The organism is Pseudomonas sp. 1928-m (assembly GCF_029269135.1).
Classification (GTDB): Bacteria; Pseudomonadota; Gammaproteobacteria; order Pseudomonadales; family Pseudomonadaceae; genus Aquipseudomonas.
Genome location: NZ_JARIXO010000001.1, coordinates 1749084 through 1763606, shown reverse-complemented (window position 1 = coordinate 1763606; position 14523 = coordinate 1749084). Strand labels below are relative to the sequence as shown.

Sequence of the window (14523 nt, the reverse complement as noted above, 5' to 3'; positions counted from 1 at the left end):
GTGTCGATGGGGAAACATAGTGGCATGAAGGCAGCTCCAGAACTCAGGGGGCAATTGCAGCGAGAGGCATAATCCGATGATAGAGCGCCAGGTCGTCGGCGGCGTCCACCTCCCCCCACGGCCCTTGCACCGGCGACACGGCAATTGACATACCAGCCTGCAACAGCAGCCGCAGCAGGCTGGTCATGTCCAGGCGATCCACCGCGTCGTCACCGAGTCGCTGCAGCAACTCACGCACCTGTGTCCAGCCGCCCGGAGTGAACTTGAGCAGGCCCATGTACTGCCCCTCGATCTCGGCGGCGCTTTGGCAGCGCTCGCCAATAGTCGCCAGATTGCCATTGGCATCCAGACGAAAACTCTCAGCATCGGCCAGCGGATCCGCGAAACGCTGCGACCACAGCGCATACCAGTGCGGGTCGTAGGCAATCGCCAGGTCCGCCTCCACCCTGCTCAGCGCGGCCACGGTGGCGGCGCTGTAGAAGATGTCGCTGTAACTGACGATGCACGCCTCCGTTGCCAGCCAAGCGTCGGCGGCCAGCAGCGTGCGCACCATATTGCTCTGTTGCCAGCGCGGGTTCTCGAAATAGGTTAACGGCTCGTCGAAGCATTCGCCGCGATAGCCCCGCACCAGGCCCAGGCGCTCGATTCCAGCGCCACGCAACGCGCCCAGCTGCCAGTCCAGCAGGCGGCGACCGTGCAGGCGGGCGAAACACTTAGGCTGCTCGGCGGTTAGCTCGCCCATGCGACTGCCGCGCCCGGCGGCAAGGATAATGGCTCGTGTCATGTAACGCTCATTCCTTGTTCAGACAGCGATTCAGAAGCAGACCATCCAGCTCGGCGAAAGGCATTTCCCGCTCGGGGTGCCACATCACGCCAAGCAGCGGCAGTTGCGGGTGAAAGAAGGCCTCGATTACGCCATCCTCGCTGCATGCCAGCACTTCCAGTGGCGCGATCAGCGAACGGCAGCCCCATTGGTGGTAGCTGTTGACCTCCACCTTGCGACCGTCGATCACCAAGCGGTGACGCGTACCAACATGCCCAGCCACCCGTTCGAGACGATTGCCAAAGGCATCAAGCAGCAGTTGCGCCCCACGGCACAGGGCAAACAGCGGCACCCGCTCGGCCATGGCTCGCGCCAGCAACGCACGTTCGACAGCGTCACGCTCCGGAGCATCGCCACCGTACTCGGCAAGATCGTTGCCGCCGCTGAGCACCAACGCGCAGGGCTTCAGCTGCGTCCACAAGGCATCCACTCGTTCAGGGCGGTTGGGCACCGGCACCGGTAACAGTCCATGGCTCGCCAACCAGTCCGGCAAGCGCTGATCCAGCGCATCCCGCCGCTCGCCCCGGTCGGCCAGCACATCTACGCGCTGGCTGACCAGCACCACCCTCACCGCAACACCTCGACGCGCCGGTTGGCGCAGTCGATGTTGAGCATCTGCGCCGCAGCCCACTTGCGGTAGAGCACCTCTCCTGCCCCGATCACGGCCGGCAGACCGAGTTCGTTGGCGCGGATGGCCATGTGCGAGTTGGTGCCGCCATAGGCGGTAATAAAGCCGGCGATAGAGTGGGAGAAGATCCAATCGAACCCAGGATCGGCGCTGGGGATCATGACGATAGCGCCCTGCAGCTGATCGCGCTGGTGGTAGTCCATCACCGCGCCGGTCACCTGACGCTGGGTGATGAAGTTCGGCTCGGCCTGCGGCAGGTGGAAACAGAAAGCGTCCTCGGCGCTGGTGATCAGCGGAGGCAGCACGATCTGGCAGGTTTCGCCGTAACGCCGGCGCCCTTCCTCGATGCTGGCGGCGATCAGCTCCCTGGGGTCGGCACTGGCAGCATGCAGTTCCTTGATCACCTGGATGTTGGCGTAGGACATGTCCTCGGCGCTGAACCCCAGGTCATGGCCCAGCTCACGGAACAGTGACAGCGCATCGGACAGGTTGCGCGTGAACACGAATTTGGCATATTCGCGCAACTCGATACCGGCCTGAAGAAAATCAAACAGCCCCACCACGTCGTGGGACAGCCCGTGCTCGCTGAGCAGGCGACTGATCTCGCGCATCTGTGCCAACGATAGAGCGAAACGGGTGCTGTCGTGACGCGTCTCGACCGCCAGGTTGTGCCAATCGAAATAGAGATCGGGAGCCTCGTCGTAGCGCGGCGACAGGATGTCGTAAGTACCCGGCCGCAGGTGACCGTAGCGGGCCAGGAAGGTGGTGCGATCCAGCTGCGCCAGATCCTGAGTCATCTGCCCGCTGACCGTGGATAGGCCATTGAGAAAGGCATCGTATTCGCTCTGGTCGAGCACGCCCACGGTGACCAGCGAGCGCAGCAGTTGCACCGCAATGAAACCGGCCCGCGCCAACCCTGCGAACGGTAGCGTGCCATAGCGACGGCAGTCTTCCAACAGCCAGTAAATGCGCGTAACCGGATCGGTATCAGCACCGAGTATCTCGTCGCGCCTGGCCAGCAACACGTCGAGCTTCTGCCGGTCAGTGCGCCACAGACCGGTTTCGTTGTGCACGATACGGTTGGTCAACTCGCGCAGACTATCGCCCAGGCGTCGGCACTCGGCCTCGGTAAAACCGGCGTCCTGCAGGGCCTGCAGGCGCTGCGGCAGATCCAGCGTGTAGCAGGAGAAGACGATCTCGAACTCGACCTTGTCATGCAGATTGGGCGCGGCCAACAGGCGCTCAATGTAGTAATTGACCAGTTTGTCGGCGAGTGCTCCGTCGATGTCGCGCGGGATGAAGGAGTTGAAGCTGACGCGCACGTCGATGTAAGGCAGCCCATGGAAATGCAGCATCAGCGGGAAGCTGCGCAGATTGCGGTAACCATAGTTGTTGCGCTGGTAGGCCCAGATCATGTCGGTGACCAATTCGCGGTACAGCGACAGCGCCAACGGCCGCGGTCGCACACCGATGATTTCGGCCGGGTTCCAGTCCGGCATCACCCCGAATACGGTGCGCTCACCATGTAGAAAGGGCTGTGGACGAATGCCTTGGGCAATACGGTCATGGATCAGGCGAACCAGCTTGCCATGCGCCTGGGCATCGGCCGGTTCGGCGCCGAGCACCAGCGGCCTCACCTGCAGTAGATATAGCCGTGCCTGCGCATCCACGGCAAATTCGATGTCCATGGCCTGCCGCCCGAACAGCGCCTGCAACTCGCGCAACAGCGCCACCACGGGCGCCAGCGAAGACGGCAGCTCACTGGCAGCATGATGTGCATAGAAGGTGCGCAGCTCGTTGGACCGCCCAGAGGTCACGGCATCGGTGCGCCCACTGCTCTCGTCGTAGTTGATCACGAAGTACGGCGCCAAGGTGGCCGGGTCGAGGCCAAAACCGACACCTGCCATACGCACATCGCCGACCATAGGTTGAACAAAGACCTGATCGTGCTCACTGGCGCCCAGCCCGCCCATCGACTCGAGCACCTGCTCGATGGCCGCAAGCAAGCCGTCGGAGTCGACGTTCAGGCAGGAGTCGAACGCGCCGGCCGCCGAAGACAGTTCGCCGTCCTCACGGCAGCTGCTGCTGCGCACCGCCATGCTGGCCCAACCTTGCGAAAGCACCTCGGCTAGGCAGGCGTCAGCCCTCTCGCGCCACTGCGCGACACTGAAGAGCACCTGCGGTAGCACGCAGGCGCTGTGCAGACGACCATTGAGCAGAGCGAGTGAACCCGCCTTGGTAGAAAAAGCCAGAATCTGTTCGGTCATGCGCTGCCATATCCCTGATGAGTAGAACGTGCCCTGGTGCCGCGACGAGCGGCCTAGTGGCTGCGGCTCAACGCAACTGATTGAACAGATTCAGCCCGGCGATCTTCACATAACTCTGCTGCGCAGCCTCCAGAATGATGGTCTGAAATGACAAGCGTGACAGCGCTTCGGCGTAATCCAGTTCGCGCAGGTCGGCCTGTACCGACTTGTTGACCAGGGTGACATCCTCGTTATCGATTTCAGTGGTTTCGATCAGGTTCATCCGTGCACCGATTTCCGTCTGCACTTCCAGCACCTTGCCCATCCCGCTGTCCAGGTTAGTCAAGGCAATCGCTACCTCGTTACGCACCCCCAGGTTACCGGCCGGTGAGGTCGGCGAAGACTCAAGCGCCTGGCGCAGGCGGCTGATGGTGTTGAGGATGCTGCGTTGTTCCTGAAACTGTGGCTGCAGGCCGAACTCGTCACCACCGGCAACCGCCGCAGGAGCGGACAGTGTGAAATCAGCGCCGAACACGCTGAAGGTGGCCGGGTAAGGCCCAGCAACCGTACCTGTGGCGAGTACCGGGCTACCCGGCCCAACCGGCTGGGAGTAGACCTCATAGTTCGTGTCGTCGGTAAAGCGCAGGACAACCCCGGAAGTCGGAAACTGGCTGTCAAAGGTTGCCTGGTTGCTGATACCTGCCGGAGCAACAATTGCAGCCGAGTTGTTGGTTGATGAACGGTTGACGGCAAAGTCCGTCGGCGCCGACTGCAGGGTGAAACTATGGGTATTGATGCCAGGAGTTCCCGGCGTAGCGGTGTCGGCCAACAGGTTGTCCAGATCCAGCTCGTTGTCCCCAGGCTGCAACACCACATCCAACTGGAAGCGCATGCCGCGAAAGTTGATGGTATTGCCGCCACTGACGAGGGGGTCAATCAAACCACCACCTGGCACCTCAGATGTGACGTCAGCGCCGGCGCTGTCATAGATGCGAAACTCTTTACCGCTGACGAAGGCTAGCGAATAGGGCTCACCTGCACGAAAGCTACTGTTGAACGTCTGGTTGTCCTGCACCAGACCAGGCGACATAAATACCCGCTGATCTGCCGCTGGCAACGCTGGAATGTTGGTGGCCGGTAATGGCGGAGTCGGTAAGGCGGCGTTATTGACGCCAAGCGCATTGATAATCCGATTGGCATTGCTTACATCTTCAAACAGGCGCTTGCCGTTATCGTTGATCGCCACGCTACTTGAGCCGGCTACCTGCAGGCTGCGCTGGCCCTCGTCGCCCTGATAGGAATAGGTGCCATCGGGGTTACGCAGAAAGGGTTCGGTTTTGCCAAGAAAGCCACTGAACAGGTACTCGCCACGGGCGTTACGACTGTTCATCAGATTGAGCAGCTCGCCCTCGCGCTCACTCAGCTCCTTGGCAATCGACTTACGGTCATCGGCTGACAGCGCACCGCCGCCGGCCTGCACCGCCAGTTCGCGGATGCGCTGCAGAACGTTGACCACCGATTTGATGGTGGTTTCTTCCTGGGTCAGGCTGTTCTTCGCTGCGGTGAGGTTTTCCTTGTACTGGCCCAGCAGCGCCTGCTGCTGTTCAAGTTGCAGCAGGCGTACCGAGGCTACCGGATCATCGGCCGGGGTGAGGATACGGTTACCGCTGCTGATCTGCTCCTGGGTGCGAATCAGGTTGGCATAGTTGCGCCCAAGGCCACTGACACCGTTATTGAAGGCCTGGATCGAAGAGATGCGCATCACCATAAAACTAACCTCGAAGTTCTAGACGGCGCGTCAGAACGTGTTAATCAGTGTATCGAACAGGCTGCGGGCAACTTGAATGATCTGTGCCGATGCCTGGTAGTACTGCTCGAACTGAATCAATTTGGCCGCTTCCTCATCGAGGTTGACCGCTGAAATCGAATCACGGTTATTGGTGGCCTGTTTGAGAATAGCGCCAGTGGCCTCGCCATCGACCCGTGCCTGACTGGTCAGGGTACCCACCCGCTCCACCAGATCGCCGTAAGCATCGGTAAAGCTTGAGCCGGTGGTCGCCGGCGCCAATGGGTTGATACCAATGGTCGTACGGTTTTGCAGATCAATCAGCTTCAAAGCGTTACGGTTATCAGACACCCCATTGGTGTTGAAGGAAACCGAAAAATTGTCGCCACCCTGCGGCCGACCGCTGATAGTCACTTCATAGTCGAAAGGCACCGGCACCGCAGGTGGGCCGGCAGTCGCAGGCACGGTGATGGTCAGCTTGTTGTTCTGCCCGGGCACAATCACCCCGGTATCAATGACGTTGCCGTTGATATCGACGACGTCATACCCCTGAGTGGCGCCCCCACCGGCACCCATGACGATGCGCAGCGGCGGCGCATTGCGCAGGCTGGTTTCCAGATCGGCTTGAGCCACCGGGTCATAAATATCGATTTCAGTCAGCAAGGTCGGCTGGCTGATCACCCCGGTGCCGATATTCGCCGGGCTGGTCTGCGATTTCAGCGGCGCCGCAAAGGCCAGCTCCTCCGGCCGTTTCATATCCGCACGGATGGACTCGCCGGCATTGCGCGTCGGCATCACCCGGAAACGGTCACCGGCGGCAAAGGTGCCACTGGCCACGTTCAGCGAGACGCCGTCAAACTCCGCCGCCGGGACCACGGTAATGTCGAACGGGCCAAAGCTGGTGCCGTCACTGACGCGCCGTACGGTGTAATCCGTGGCACTGGTGAATTCCACCTCATAGTCGCTGGTGGTCAGCTGGGTGGTGTCCTCAATCAGCACATTGAGGTTGGCCGTGGTATCGCTGTTACCGACACGCGCCAAGCTGCGCTGGCCAATCAGAATGGGGTCATTGAGGTCACGAAACAGGCCATTACCAAACTGACCATTGAGATCCAGGCCCTGGCCCAGTTGGCGGTTGACCTGATCAGTGACTGCCAGTGCCAAGCGGCCAACCGAGTTCAACGTGGTGTCCAGCACATCTTCACGGTAACGGATCAGCCCGCCCATCTCACCGCCGGTAATCAGCGAGGTAATGCCCTGGCGCGAGTTGCCACTGACAAACTGCACCTCACTGCGCAGCGGGTCGGATAAACCCGGCACCACCTCCAGGCGCGAGGCCTGGCTGCCGACCACCAAGGGCTGGCCCGAGCCGACAAACAGGTTGTAGCTGTTGTCATCCTGCGCCACCACCGTCACACCGATAAAGGTCGACAGCTTGCGCACTGCTTCTTCGCGAGCGTCGAGCAGATCGTTGGGTTGCTGACCGTTGGAGGCGGCAACCGCAATGGCATCGTTGTAGCCGGCAATCGAGGTAGCCAGTTGGTTAATCTGATCGGTCACCGCCGACAGCTGCTTGTTGATAAAGGCGTTTTGTTCGTACAAGCGGTCGTACACGGTATTGAAGCGCTTGGCCAAACCCTCAGCCTCGGACAACGCCAGCTGCCGGGCCGGAATATTGGCCGGGTCTTCGGCGGCGGTTTGCAGCGCAGCAAAAACCTTCTGCAACCCCGGGTTGATACCCGTGGTGCTGCCAGCCAGCAACGAATCGAGCTGATTGATCTGCCCCAGGTAGCTCTGGGTATCACTGTTGAGCGCCGTGCTGCTGCGCACCTGGGTATTGAGAAACTCGTTATAGATGCGCCGCACATCAACCAGGGTAGTGCCCGAGCCGATATAGCCGGCACCGCTAAACTGCGGAATGCGCGTGGCCTGGATCGTCTCCTGACGTGAGAAACCCGGCGTGTTGACGTTGACAATGTTATGGCCAGTCACCGCCAGCGAGGTCTTGTTCGCCGACAGCCCGGAGAGGCCAATACTGAGTAGGTCAGCCATGTTTCATCATCCGTTGGTGGACGGCGTACTGACGGCCGCGACTGATTGATAGGTCTGCATCTGCCGCGCTATCTGGGCGATCTTGCGGGCGTACTGCGGGTCCGTGGCATACCCGGCTTTCTGCAACTCACGGGCGAACTGCTCGGGTTTGTCAGTACTGGCCAGGGCTTTCTCGTAGCGGCCATTGCCCTGCAGGAAGCTCACAAAATCGTTAAAGCTGTGTTCGAAGGAGTCATAGGCGCGGAACGAGGCCGCTTCCTTGACCGCTTTGCCGCCCTTGAACTCGGTGGTCAGCACCCGCGCCGAGTCACCTTCCCAGCTGTTGTGGGTCTTGATGCCGAACAGGTTGTGGCTGCTGGTGCCGTCCTGTTGGCGAATAATCGACTTGCCCCAACCGGTTTCCAGCGCGGCCTGGGCCACCAGATAACGCGGGTCGACACCAATCTTCTCGGCAGCCTTCTCGGCCATCGGCAACATGGCGGCAATAAACTCATCCTTCGAGCCGAACGCGGCTTTACCCGGCGCCAGTGGCGGCTGGGCAATCCGCCGACCGGTGATCGCGTCCATACCGTTGAGCCCCAGCGCAGTATCGGCGGGTGCGGCAAAGGCCTTGGCGGGAATCCAGTCGTTCTGCGCCAATGACTGGCCATCAGCGGCGGTAGCCGACGGCACGATACCCGCCAGCAAACGGTCAGTCAGTTTGCCCGGCAGAGACAGACGGCGCTGGTTGATCAGCGAGGTGTCGTCACGCGCGCTGTCGACTTTGGCCAGTGGTTTGCTCGGCGCATTCGGCACCGGCTCATTGACCTGAGCAAATGGATTGGGTCGGCTATCCGCCTGCTTCATCTTCGACATCTGCCGCACCAGCACATCGGCCAGACCGATGCCGTTCTGGTGATTGGACAGGGTCACCGACAGCTGCTGGTCGTGCATGTCCTGGTAGGTTTTGCTCTCGTTGCTGTTCATGAAGTTGCCTTCACCGAACGCTTCGTTGGCCGAGCGCATGGCCTTGAGCATTTCATTGAGGAACAGCGACTCAAACTCCTGAGCCACTTTCTTGATGTTCTTTTCGCTGTCGCCGCCGACCTTGAACTGGTTAAGGCGATTGAGATCGTTATAGGCACCACTGTCGACGGTGCTGGTGCCGCCGAGCAAACCGGCTGATAGGCGAGAGTCCATAGCGTGCGCTCCCTTAAATCACGATCAGGTCAGCCTGCAGAGCGCCGGCTTGTTTCAGCGCCTCCAGGATGGCCATAAGGTCGGAAGGCGAAGCGCCTACCTGATTCACCGCGCGGACGATTTCATCCAGCGTGGTCCCGGGACCGAACTTGAACATCGGCTTGGCTTCTTCATCAGCATTCACCCGCGAGCGCGGCACCACGGCGGTCTGGCCGCCAGACAGTGCTTCCGGCTGGCTGACAATCGGGTCTTCGGTGATGGTTACGGTCAGGCTGCCGTGGGTCACTGCGGCAGGCTGCACGCGCACGTTCTGGCCTATAACGATGGTGCCGGTGCGCGAATTGATGATGACCTTGGCCACGGCCTGGCCGATCTCGACTTCTAGGTTTTCCAGAATCGACAGGTAGTCCACCCTCTGGCCCGGATCAAGCGGCGCGCTGACGCGAATCGAGCCACCGTCGACCGCCTGGGCCACACCTGGGCCAAGCAGCTCATTGATGTGATCAACAATATTTTTGGCGGTGGTGAAATCCGGACGATTGAGGTTGAGCGTCAGCGTATTGCCCTGATCAAAACCGCTTGGCACCGGCCGCTCGACCGTCGCACCGCCAGGAATGCGCCCAGCCGACGGTACGTTGACGGTAATCCGCGAACCGTCACCGCCCTCGGCATCAAAACCGCCGACCACCAGGTTGCCCTGGGCAATCGCGTAGACGTTGCCGTCGATCCCCTTGAGCGGCGTCATCAGCAGGCTGCCACCGCGCAGGCTCTTAGCGTTACCGATAGAGGACACGGTGATGTCGATGGTCTGCCCGGGCTTGGCGAACGCCGGCAGATCCGCATGGATCGACACCGCCGCCACGTTCTTCAGCTGCACGTTGCCGCCCTGCGGCACCTTGATGCCGAACTGCGCCATCATGTTGTTGAAAGTCTGCACGGTGAACGGCGTCTGCGTGGTCTGGTCGCCACTGCCATTAAGGCCGACTACCAGGCCATAACCAATCAACTGGTTAGTGCGTACACCCTGGATGCTGGCCAGGTCTTTAAGCCGCTCGGCCTGAGCCAGCGAAGCCACCAGCAAGGCGGCTACAACCACTAGGTATTTGGAAAGGGTCATGGTGGCCATCCTCAGAACGGCCACATTGGGCTAAGAAAGAAACGGCTCATCCAGCCCGGCTGACTTGCATCGGCAAAGGCGCCAGTGCCCGAGTAGGTGATGCGCGCATCGGCAATGCGGGTCGAGGAAACCGTGTTGTCAGTGGCAATGTCATCAGCACGGACCAGGCCGGCAATCCGTACCAGCTCATCGCCGGTATTCAGGGTCATCCATTTTTCCCCACGCACCAGCAGAATGCCGTTGGGCATCACCTCGGCGACTGACACGGTAATCGAGCCAGTCAGGCTATTGCTCTGCCCGGCCGCGCCGGATCCATCAGCAGAGCGCGTAGCATCGAAGTTTGAGCCCAAACTCAGGTTATCCGCAGTCATACCAAGACCTTCGGCTACTCGCCCCAGGCCGCCAATGGCCGTCAATGGATTCTGCGGAGACACCGTCATACCAAACAGATTGGGCACACCGATGTTGGCCGAACTGTCTTTGTTGATCTGGCTGTTGGTATTTTTGCTGGCCTGGGTGCGCTCATTCAGGGTGATGGTGATGATGTCACCCACGCGATACGCCTTACGGTCGCCGAACAGACCGTTCTCGAAACCGGCCTGGTAAATCGAGCCATTATTCTGCGCCGCTGGCAGCGGTGTACGCGGCATCACCGGAGCGTAATAGGGGTCATCCGGCTTAGGCGCGGGAGCCATGCAGCCACTCAAAGCCAGGGGGCCAAGCAGTGCACTTATGATTATCAGCCGGTTCATATCTACTACCTCATGCGTTGCCTGGGGTGGCGTGTAACGTGAGCCACCAGTGCCAGTTCAAGCTATTCCTTGCTGTATCCAAAGCCAGGCCAGACGCTGCGCGACTAACCGGCCCTACCTATCAAAGATTCTGCGAAATAAAGCCGAGCATCTGGTCAGCGGTGGAAATGACCTTGGAGTTCATTTCATAGGCGCGCTGAGTGGTGATCATGTTCACCAACTCTTCGACCACGCTGACGTTGGAGTTTTCCAGGGTGTTCTGCAGCGTGGTGCCCAGGCCGTTCAGGCCAGGCGTACCGACCTGCGGCGCGCCACTGGAAGCGGTTTCCAGAAACAGGTTGTTGCCGATCGCTTCCAGACCCGCCGGGTTGATGAAGTCAGCGGTCTGCAGGTTGCCGACGATCTGTGGCTGCGGGTTGCCGGCAGTAGTAACCGACACGGTGCCGTCTTCACCCACGGTAAAGGTGCGTACCTCGTTGGGCAGCACGATGGCCGGCTCCAGGGCATAACCGTTGGATGTCACCACCTGGCCATCGGAATTGAGGTGGAAGCTGCCGTCGCGGCTATAGGACACCGTGCCGTCAGGCAGCAACACCTGGAAGAAACCCCGGCCGTTGATCGCCATATCCAGCGGTTGCTCGGTGGTTTGCAGGCTACCGGCAGTGAAGATCTTCTGCGTACCCACCACCCGCACACCGGTACCCAGTTGCAAACCGGACGGCAGCTGGCTGTCCTGGCTGGACTGGCCACCAGGCTGACGACGGATCTGGTACAGCAGATCCTCGAACTCGGCGCGATCACGTTTGAAGCCCGTGGTCGAAACGTTGGCCAGGTTGTTGGAAATGGTGGTCAGGTTCATGTCCTGAGCGGACAGACCGGTCTTGCTGACCCACAGTGCCGGAAGCATATCGATTCTCCTCGGGCGCCGTTTTAACGACGCCGCGTGCTGATAATTAGGTCATCTGCAAGACGCGCGCCATGGCCGCCGAATTGTCTTCGGCGGTGCGCATCATCTTCACTTGCAATTCGAATTGGCGGGACAGCGAGAGGATCGCGGTCATCTCTTCCACGGCGTTGACGTTGCTTGATTCGAGAAAGCCCGAGGTGATTTCCATATTGGCATCCGCCAGCACCGGGCCCTGCCCCTTGAAGCGGATCAGGCCGTCGGTGCCCTTCTCCATCTGCTTAAGGTCCGGGTTGACCAGCTTCAACCGGTCCACCTCAGCCAGCACGTTAGGTGCCTCGCCAAGGGCGCGAATGCTGATGGTGCCGTCCTTGCCGATTTCGATTTTCTGCTCTGGTGGTACCGCAATCGGCCCGGCGTTGCCCATCACCGGCAAGCCATTGCCGGTACGCAAAACACCCAGGGCATCGACGTTCAAGCTGGCGGTACGCACATAGGCTTCGCTGCCATCGGACGCCTGCACGGCCAGCCAGCCTTTGCCGCCAACTGCCACATCCAGATCACGACCGGTTTCCTGCAGCGAGCCTGGGGTGAAATCAGTGCCAGGGCGTTCGCTCATGGCGTAGACCCGCGACGGATAACTGTCACCAAAGATCGGCATGGAACGCGCCTGTTCGAAATCCCGACGGAAACCATTGGTGGTGATGTTTGCCAGGTTGTTGGCGTGGGCACGCTGGGCCAGGGTGTTGTTGTGGGCGCCAGTCATGGAAACGTACAGCATCTTGTCCATGGTAATTCTCCGAGTGGGCTTGCCGCCGCGCTGCTCTATACAAGCTATAAAGCAATGCCTATGCCATCACTCGAAAAATCAATTTAACTTATTGATTTAAATAGGTTTTAAAAAACAAAAAAGGCTCCACATGGAGCCTTCTAAATATCATCGCGGCGTACTTTTGCCGCCTGCGACAGGCGCTTGCCTGTCGCAGGCAACACTTATCAACGCAGGTTGATAATGGTCTGGGTCACCGCACTTTCGGTTTCAATGGTCTTGGCGTTGGCCTGGTAGTTGCGCTGCGCCACGATCAGATTGACCAGCTGATCCGACAGCTCAACGTTGGAGTCCTCCAGCGCACCAGACTGCAGGGCGCCCAGGGTACCGCTACGCGGCGTCCCCACCACCGGCTCGCCCGACTGGAAGGACTGCACCCAGGCAGTCTTGCCCACCGGCGTCAGCCCTTGCACGTTGGCGAAGTTGGCCAGAATCACCTGCCCCTGCACCTTGGATTGACCATTGGTGTAGCGGGCAAAGATCACCCCGGTGTCATCGATTTCCAACCCAGCCAATTGACCGGTGGTGTAACCGTCCTGGCTGACCCGGTTTACCGCAAAGTTACTGGCAAACTGCGTTGAGGCGCGCACATCAACAGCCACACCCGCAGCGCTGGCAGTAGCGCCGTTGCCACTCCATACAGGCGGGATGGAATTGTCCGGCGCTGCCGGCACCCAGGTGGTCAGATTGATAAGACCATTGGCGTCAACGGTGAAACCGGTCGGCGTTGAGGCGATCAAGGCGGGAATATCCAACTGCCCGGCCGTGGTGAACTGTAGATCCACTGACGAAGGCGTGGTCAGCGTCGGATCATCCGGGTTACGCCCATCGATCAATACGTTCATCTGCCAGGTATTGGGACCCGTCTTGAGGAAGTACTGGGTAAATACGTGGGAGTTACCCTGGGTGTCGTAAATATTGGTTGAGGTCGACGAGTTATAGGTCGTCGGGTCCGACGGATTGAACGGTACGGTAGTCGGCACACTATTGGTCGAGTTGAGGTTGAACACCTGTTCAAGACTCTCGGTTGCGCGAGGCTCCTGACTGGCAGTCTCGATACGCAAATCGTTGATGATGCCATTCTGCAAATTGCCATTGGCATCCACTGCATAGCCCTGCAGGCGATAACCGAAGTTGTTCACCATAAAGCCATCACGGTCGGTACCGAAGTAACCGGCACGGGTGTAGCTCACTTCGCCATTGTTACTGGTCTGGAAGAAGCCGTTGCCGTTGATCGCCAGGTCCAGGGCATTCTGCGTGTAATTGATATTGCCCTGATTGAACAGCTGCGACACATCACCGAGCAGCACACCGCTGCCCTGCGGATTCGAGCCAGAGCCCAATACAGACGCCGCATAGACATCGGCAAACTCAGCACGCGACTGCTTGAAGCCCGCAGTGCCGGCGTTGGCGATGTTGTTACCGGTCACGTTAAGGTCGCTGGTCGCGGCACGCAGACCGCTAAGACCGATATTGAAACCCATGGAAGACTCCTTTGCCGGACAGCCGGCGGCTAAAACCTGTTAGTTACTGACCGATCACCTGGACCTGCGACATTGGCACGCTGCCAAGCCCCGCCAGGTTCAACATCAACTCTTTGCCGCCCAAGGTCACACTGTCGACGTTGGCCGGCAGCATGGTGTAAAGCCCCTTGGTGCCATCGGCGTAGGTGGCCTGCGCCTCGAACTTGTAAGTGCCGGGCGGCAACAGATTGCCGCTGGCATCCTTGCCATCCCAGATAAAGCTGACATTGCCGGCCGCCTGCTCACCCAGGTTGACTCGGCCCACCGCAGAGCCGGCCTTGTCATAGATATTGACGTAGACGTTGCTGCTGCTAACCGGCAGCACCAGACTGGCCTTGAAGCTCTCGCTGGTATCGACCACCGCCTTATCACTCGGGATGATCACCTTGCGCCCGACCAGCGAGGACGCCTGCAACGCCTGGGACGACTGATAACCGGTGAGCAGCGAACCCATACTGGTGTTCAGCTTCTCGATCCCTTCAACCTGACTGAACTGCGCCAGCTGGGCGATAAACTCACCATTGCCTTGCGGCTCCAGCGGGTTCTGGTTATTCAACTGGGCAACCAGCAAGTTGAGAAACTCATTCTTGCCCAGGTCCTTATTCGTCTTGGTCTCGTTCTTGATCTGGTATTGATCCAGCGCCGAACCACTGACATCGCCAACAGTACTCATGGGGTTGCACT

At 59.9% G+C, this 14523-nt stretch carries 12 protein-coding genes; all 12 read right to left on the bottom strand.

Annotation, left to right across the window (positions count from 1 at the left end):
- Positions 1–43: 43 nt before the first annotated feature.
- The 12 genes from P3C18_RS07950 to flgD all read right to left on the bottom strand — a co-directional run bounded on the left by P3C18_RS07950 (position 44) and on the right by flgD (position 14512).
- Positions 44–784 (bottom strand): phosphocholine cytidylyltransferase family protein, encoded by a 741-nt coding sequence (locus P3C18_RS07950; RefSeq protein ID WP_275961280.1) that lies wholly within the window; start codon positions 782–784, stop codon positions 44–46.
- Positions 785–791: 7 nt separating this feature from the next.
- Entirely contained in the window at positions 792–1394 is a 603-nt protein-coding gene (locus P3C18_RS07945; protein WP_275961279.1) for a gamma-glutamyl-gamma-aminobutyrate hydrolase family protein, read from the bottom strand.
- Positions 1391–3718 carry a PEP/pyruvate-binding domain-containing protein gene (locus P3C18_RS07940; protein ID WP_275961278.1) on the bottom strand — a complete coding sequence of 776 codons (2328 nt, stop codon included), beginning with the start codon at positions 3716–3718 and terminating at the stop codon, positions 1391–1393. The genes P3C18_RS07945 and P3C18_RS07940 overlap by 4 nt, the downstream gene beginning before the upstream one ends.
- 67 nt (positions 3719–3785) lie before the next feature.
- On the bottom strand, positions 3786–5465 hold the full coding sequence (locus P3C18_RS07935) for a flagellar hook-associated protein 3 (RefSeq protein ID WP_275961277.1): 1680 nt from the start codon (positions 5463–5465) through the stop codon (positions 3786–3788).
- A 30-nt stretch (positions 5466–5495) separates the two neighbouring features.
- Positions 5496–7535, bottom strand: a complete 2040-nt coding sequence (flgK, locus tag P3C18_RS07930; protein WP_275961276.1) for a flagellar hook-associated protein FlgK — start codon at positions 7533–7535, stop codon at positions 5496–5498.
- A gap of 6 nt (positions 7536–7541) precedes the next feature.
- A complete protein-coding gene (gene flgJ, locus P3C18_RS07925) occupies positions 7542–8714 on the bottom strand; it encodes a flagellar assembly peptidoglycan hydrolase FlgJ (protein WP_275961275.1) in 1173 nt (390 codons plus the stop codon).
- A gap of 13 nt (positions 8715–8727) precedes the next feature.
- Positions 8728–9831, bottom strand: a complete 1104-nt coding sequence (locus P3C18_RS07920; protein WP_275961274.1) for a flagellar basal body P-ring protein FlgI — start codon at positions 9829–9831, stop codon at positions 8728–8730.
- 11 nt (positions 9832–9842) lie between these two features.
- Positions 9843–10583: a flagellar basal body L-ring protein FlgH gene (flgH, locus tag P3C18_RS07915; RefSeq protein WP_275961273.1), complete on the bottom strand. Its 741-nt coding sequence runs from the start codon at positions 10581–10583 to the stop codon at positions 9843–9845.
- Positions 10584–10704: 121 nt separating this feature from the next.
- Entirely contained in the window at positions 10705–11490 is a 786-nt protein-coding gene (flgG, locus tag P3C18_RS07910; protein WP_090248273.1) for a flagellar basal-body rod protein FlgG, read from the bottom strand.
- Positions 11491–11536: 46 nt separating this feature from the next.
- The gene (locus P3C18_RS07905) at positions 11537–12277 is read right to left on the bottom strand and encodes a flagellar basal body rod protein FlgF (protein WP_275961272.1); all 741 of its coding nucleotides are present in this window, start codon (positions 12275–12277) and stop codon (positions 11537–11539) included.
- A gap of 206 nt (positions 12278–12483) precedes the next feature.
- On the bottom strand, positions 12484–13800 hold the full coding sequence (flgE, locus tag P3C18_RS07900) for a flagellar hook protein FlgE (protein ID WP_275961271.1): 1317 nt from the start codon (positions 13798–13800) through the stop codon (positions 12484–12486).
- 43 nt (positions 13801–13843) lie between these two features.
- Positions 13844–14512, bottom strand: coding sequence for a flagellar hook assembly protein FlgD (flgD, locus tag P3C18_RS07895; protein ID WP_275961270.1), 669 nt, complete (start codon positions 14510–14512; stop codon positions 13844–13846).
- Positions 14513–14523: the final 11 nt, after the last annotated feature.

What these genes read in the sequence shown, in the direction of transcription:
- P3C18_RS07920 (WP_275961274.1), bottom strand. Translation starts at nt 9,831, where the DNA reads ATGACCCTTTCCAAATACCTAGTGGTTGTAGCCGCCTTGCTGGTGGCT.
- P3C18_RS07940 (WP_275961278.1), bottom strand. Translation starts at nt 3,718, where the DNA reads ATGACCGAACAGATTCTGGCTTTTTCTACCAAGGCGGGTTCACTCGCT.
- flgD (WP_275961270.1), bottom strand. Translation starts at nt 14,512, where the DNA reads ATGAGTACTGTTGGCGATGTCAGTGGTTCGGCGCTGGATCAATACCAG.
- P3C18_RS07905 (WP_275961272.1), bottom strand. Translation starts at nt 12,277, where the DNA reads ATGGACAAGATGCTGTACGTTTCCATGACTGGCGCCCACAACAACACC.
- flgE (WP_275961271.1), bottom strand. Translation starts at nt 13,800, where the DNA reads ATGGGTTTCAATATCGGTCTTAGCGGTCTGCGTGCCGCGACCAGCGAC.
- P3C18_RS07935 (WP_275961277.1), bottom strand. Translation starts at nt 5,465, where the DNA reads ATGGTGATGCGCATCTCTTCGATCCAGGCCTTCAATAACGGTGTCAGT.
- flgH (WP_275961273.1), bottom strand. Translation starts at nt 10,583, where the DNA reads ATGAACCGGCTGATAATCATAAGTGCACTGCTTGGCCCCCTGGCTTTG.
- P3C18_RS07950 (WP_275961280.1), bottom strand. Translation starts at nt 784, where the DNA reads ATGACACGAGCCATTATCCTTGCCGCCGGGCGCGGCAGTCGCATGGGC.
- flgJ (WP_275961275.1), bottom strand. Translation starts at nt 8,714, where the DNA reads ATGGACTCTCGCCTATCAGCCGGTTTGCTCGGCGGCACCAGCACCGTC.
- flgG (WP_090248273.1), bottom strand. Translation starts at nt 11,490, where the DNA reads ATGCTTCCGGCACTGTGGGTCAGCAAGACCGGTCTGTCCGCTCAGGAC.
- flgK (WP_275961276.1), bottom strand. Translation starts at nt 7,535, where the DNA reads ATGGCTGACCTACTCAGTATTGGCCTCTCCGGGCTGTCGGCGAACAAG.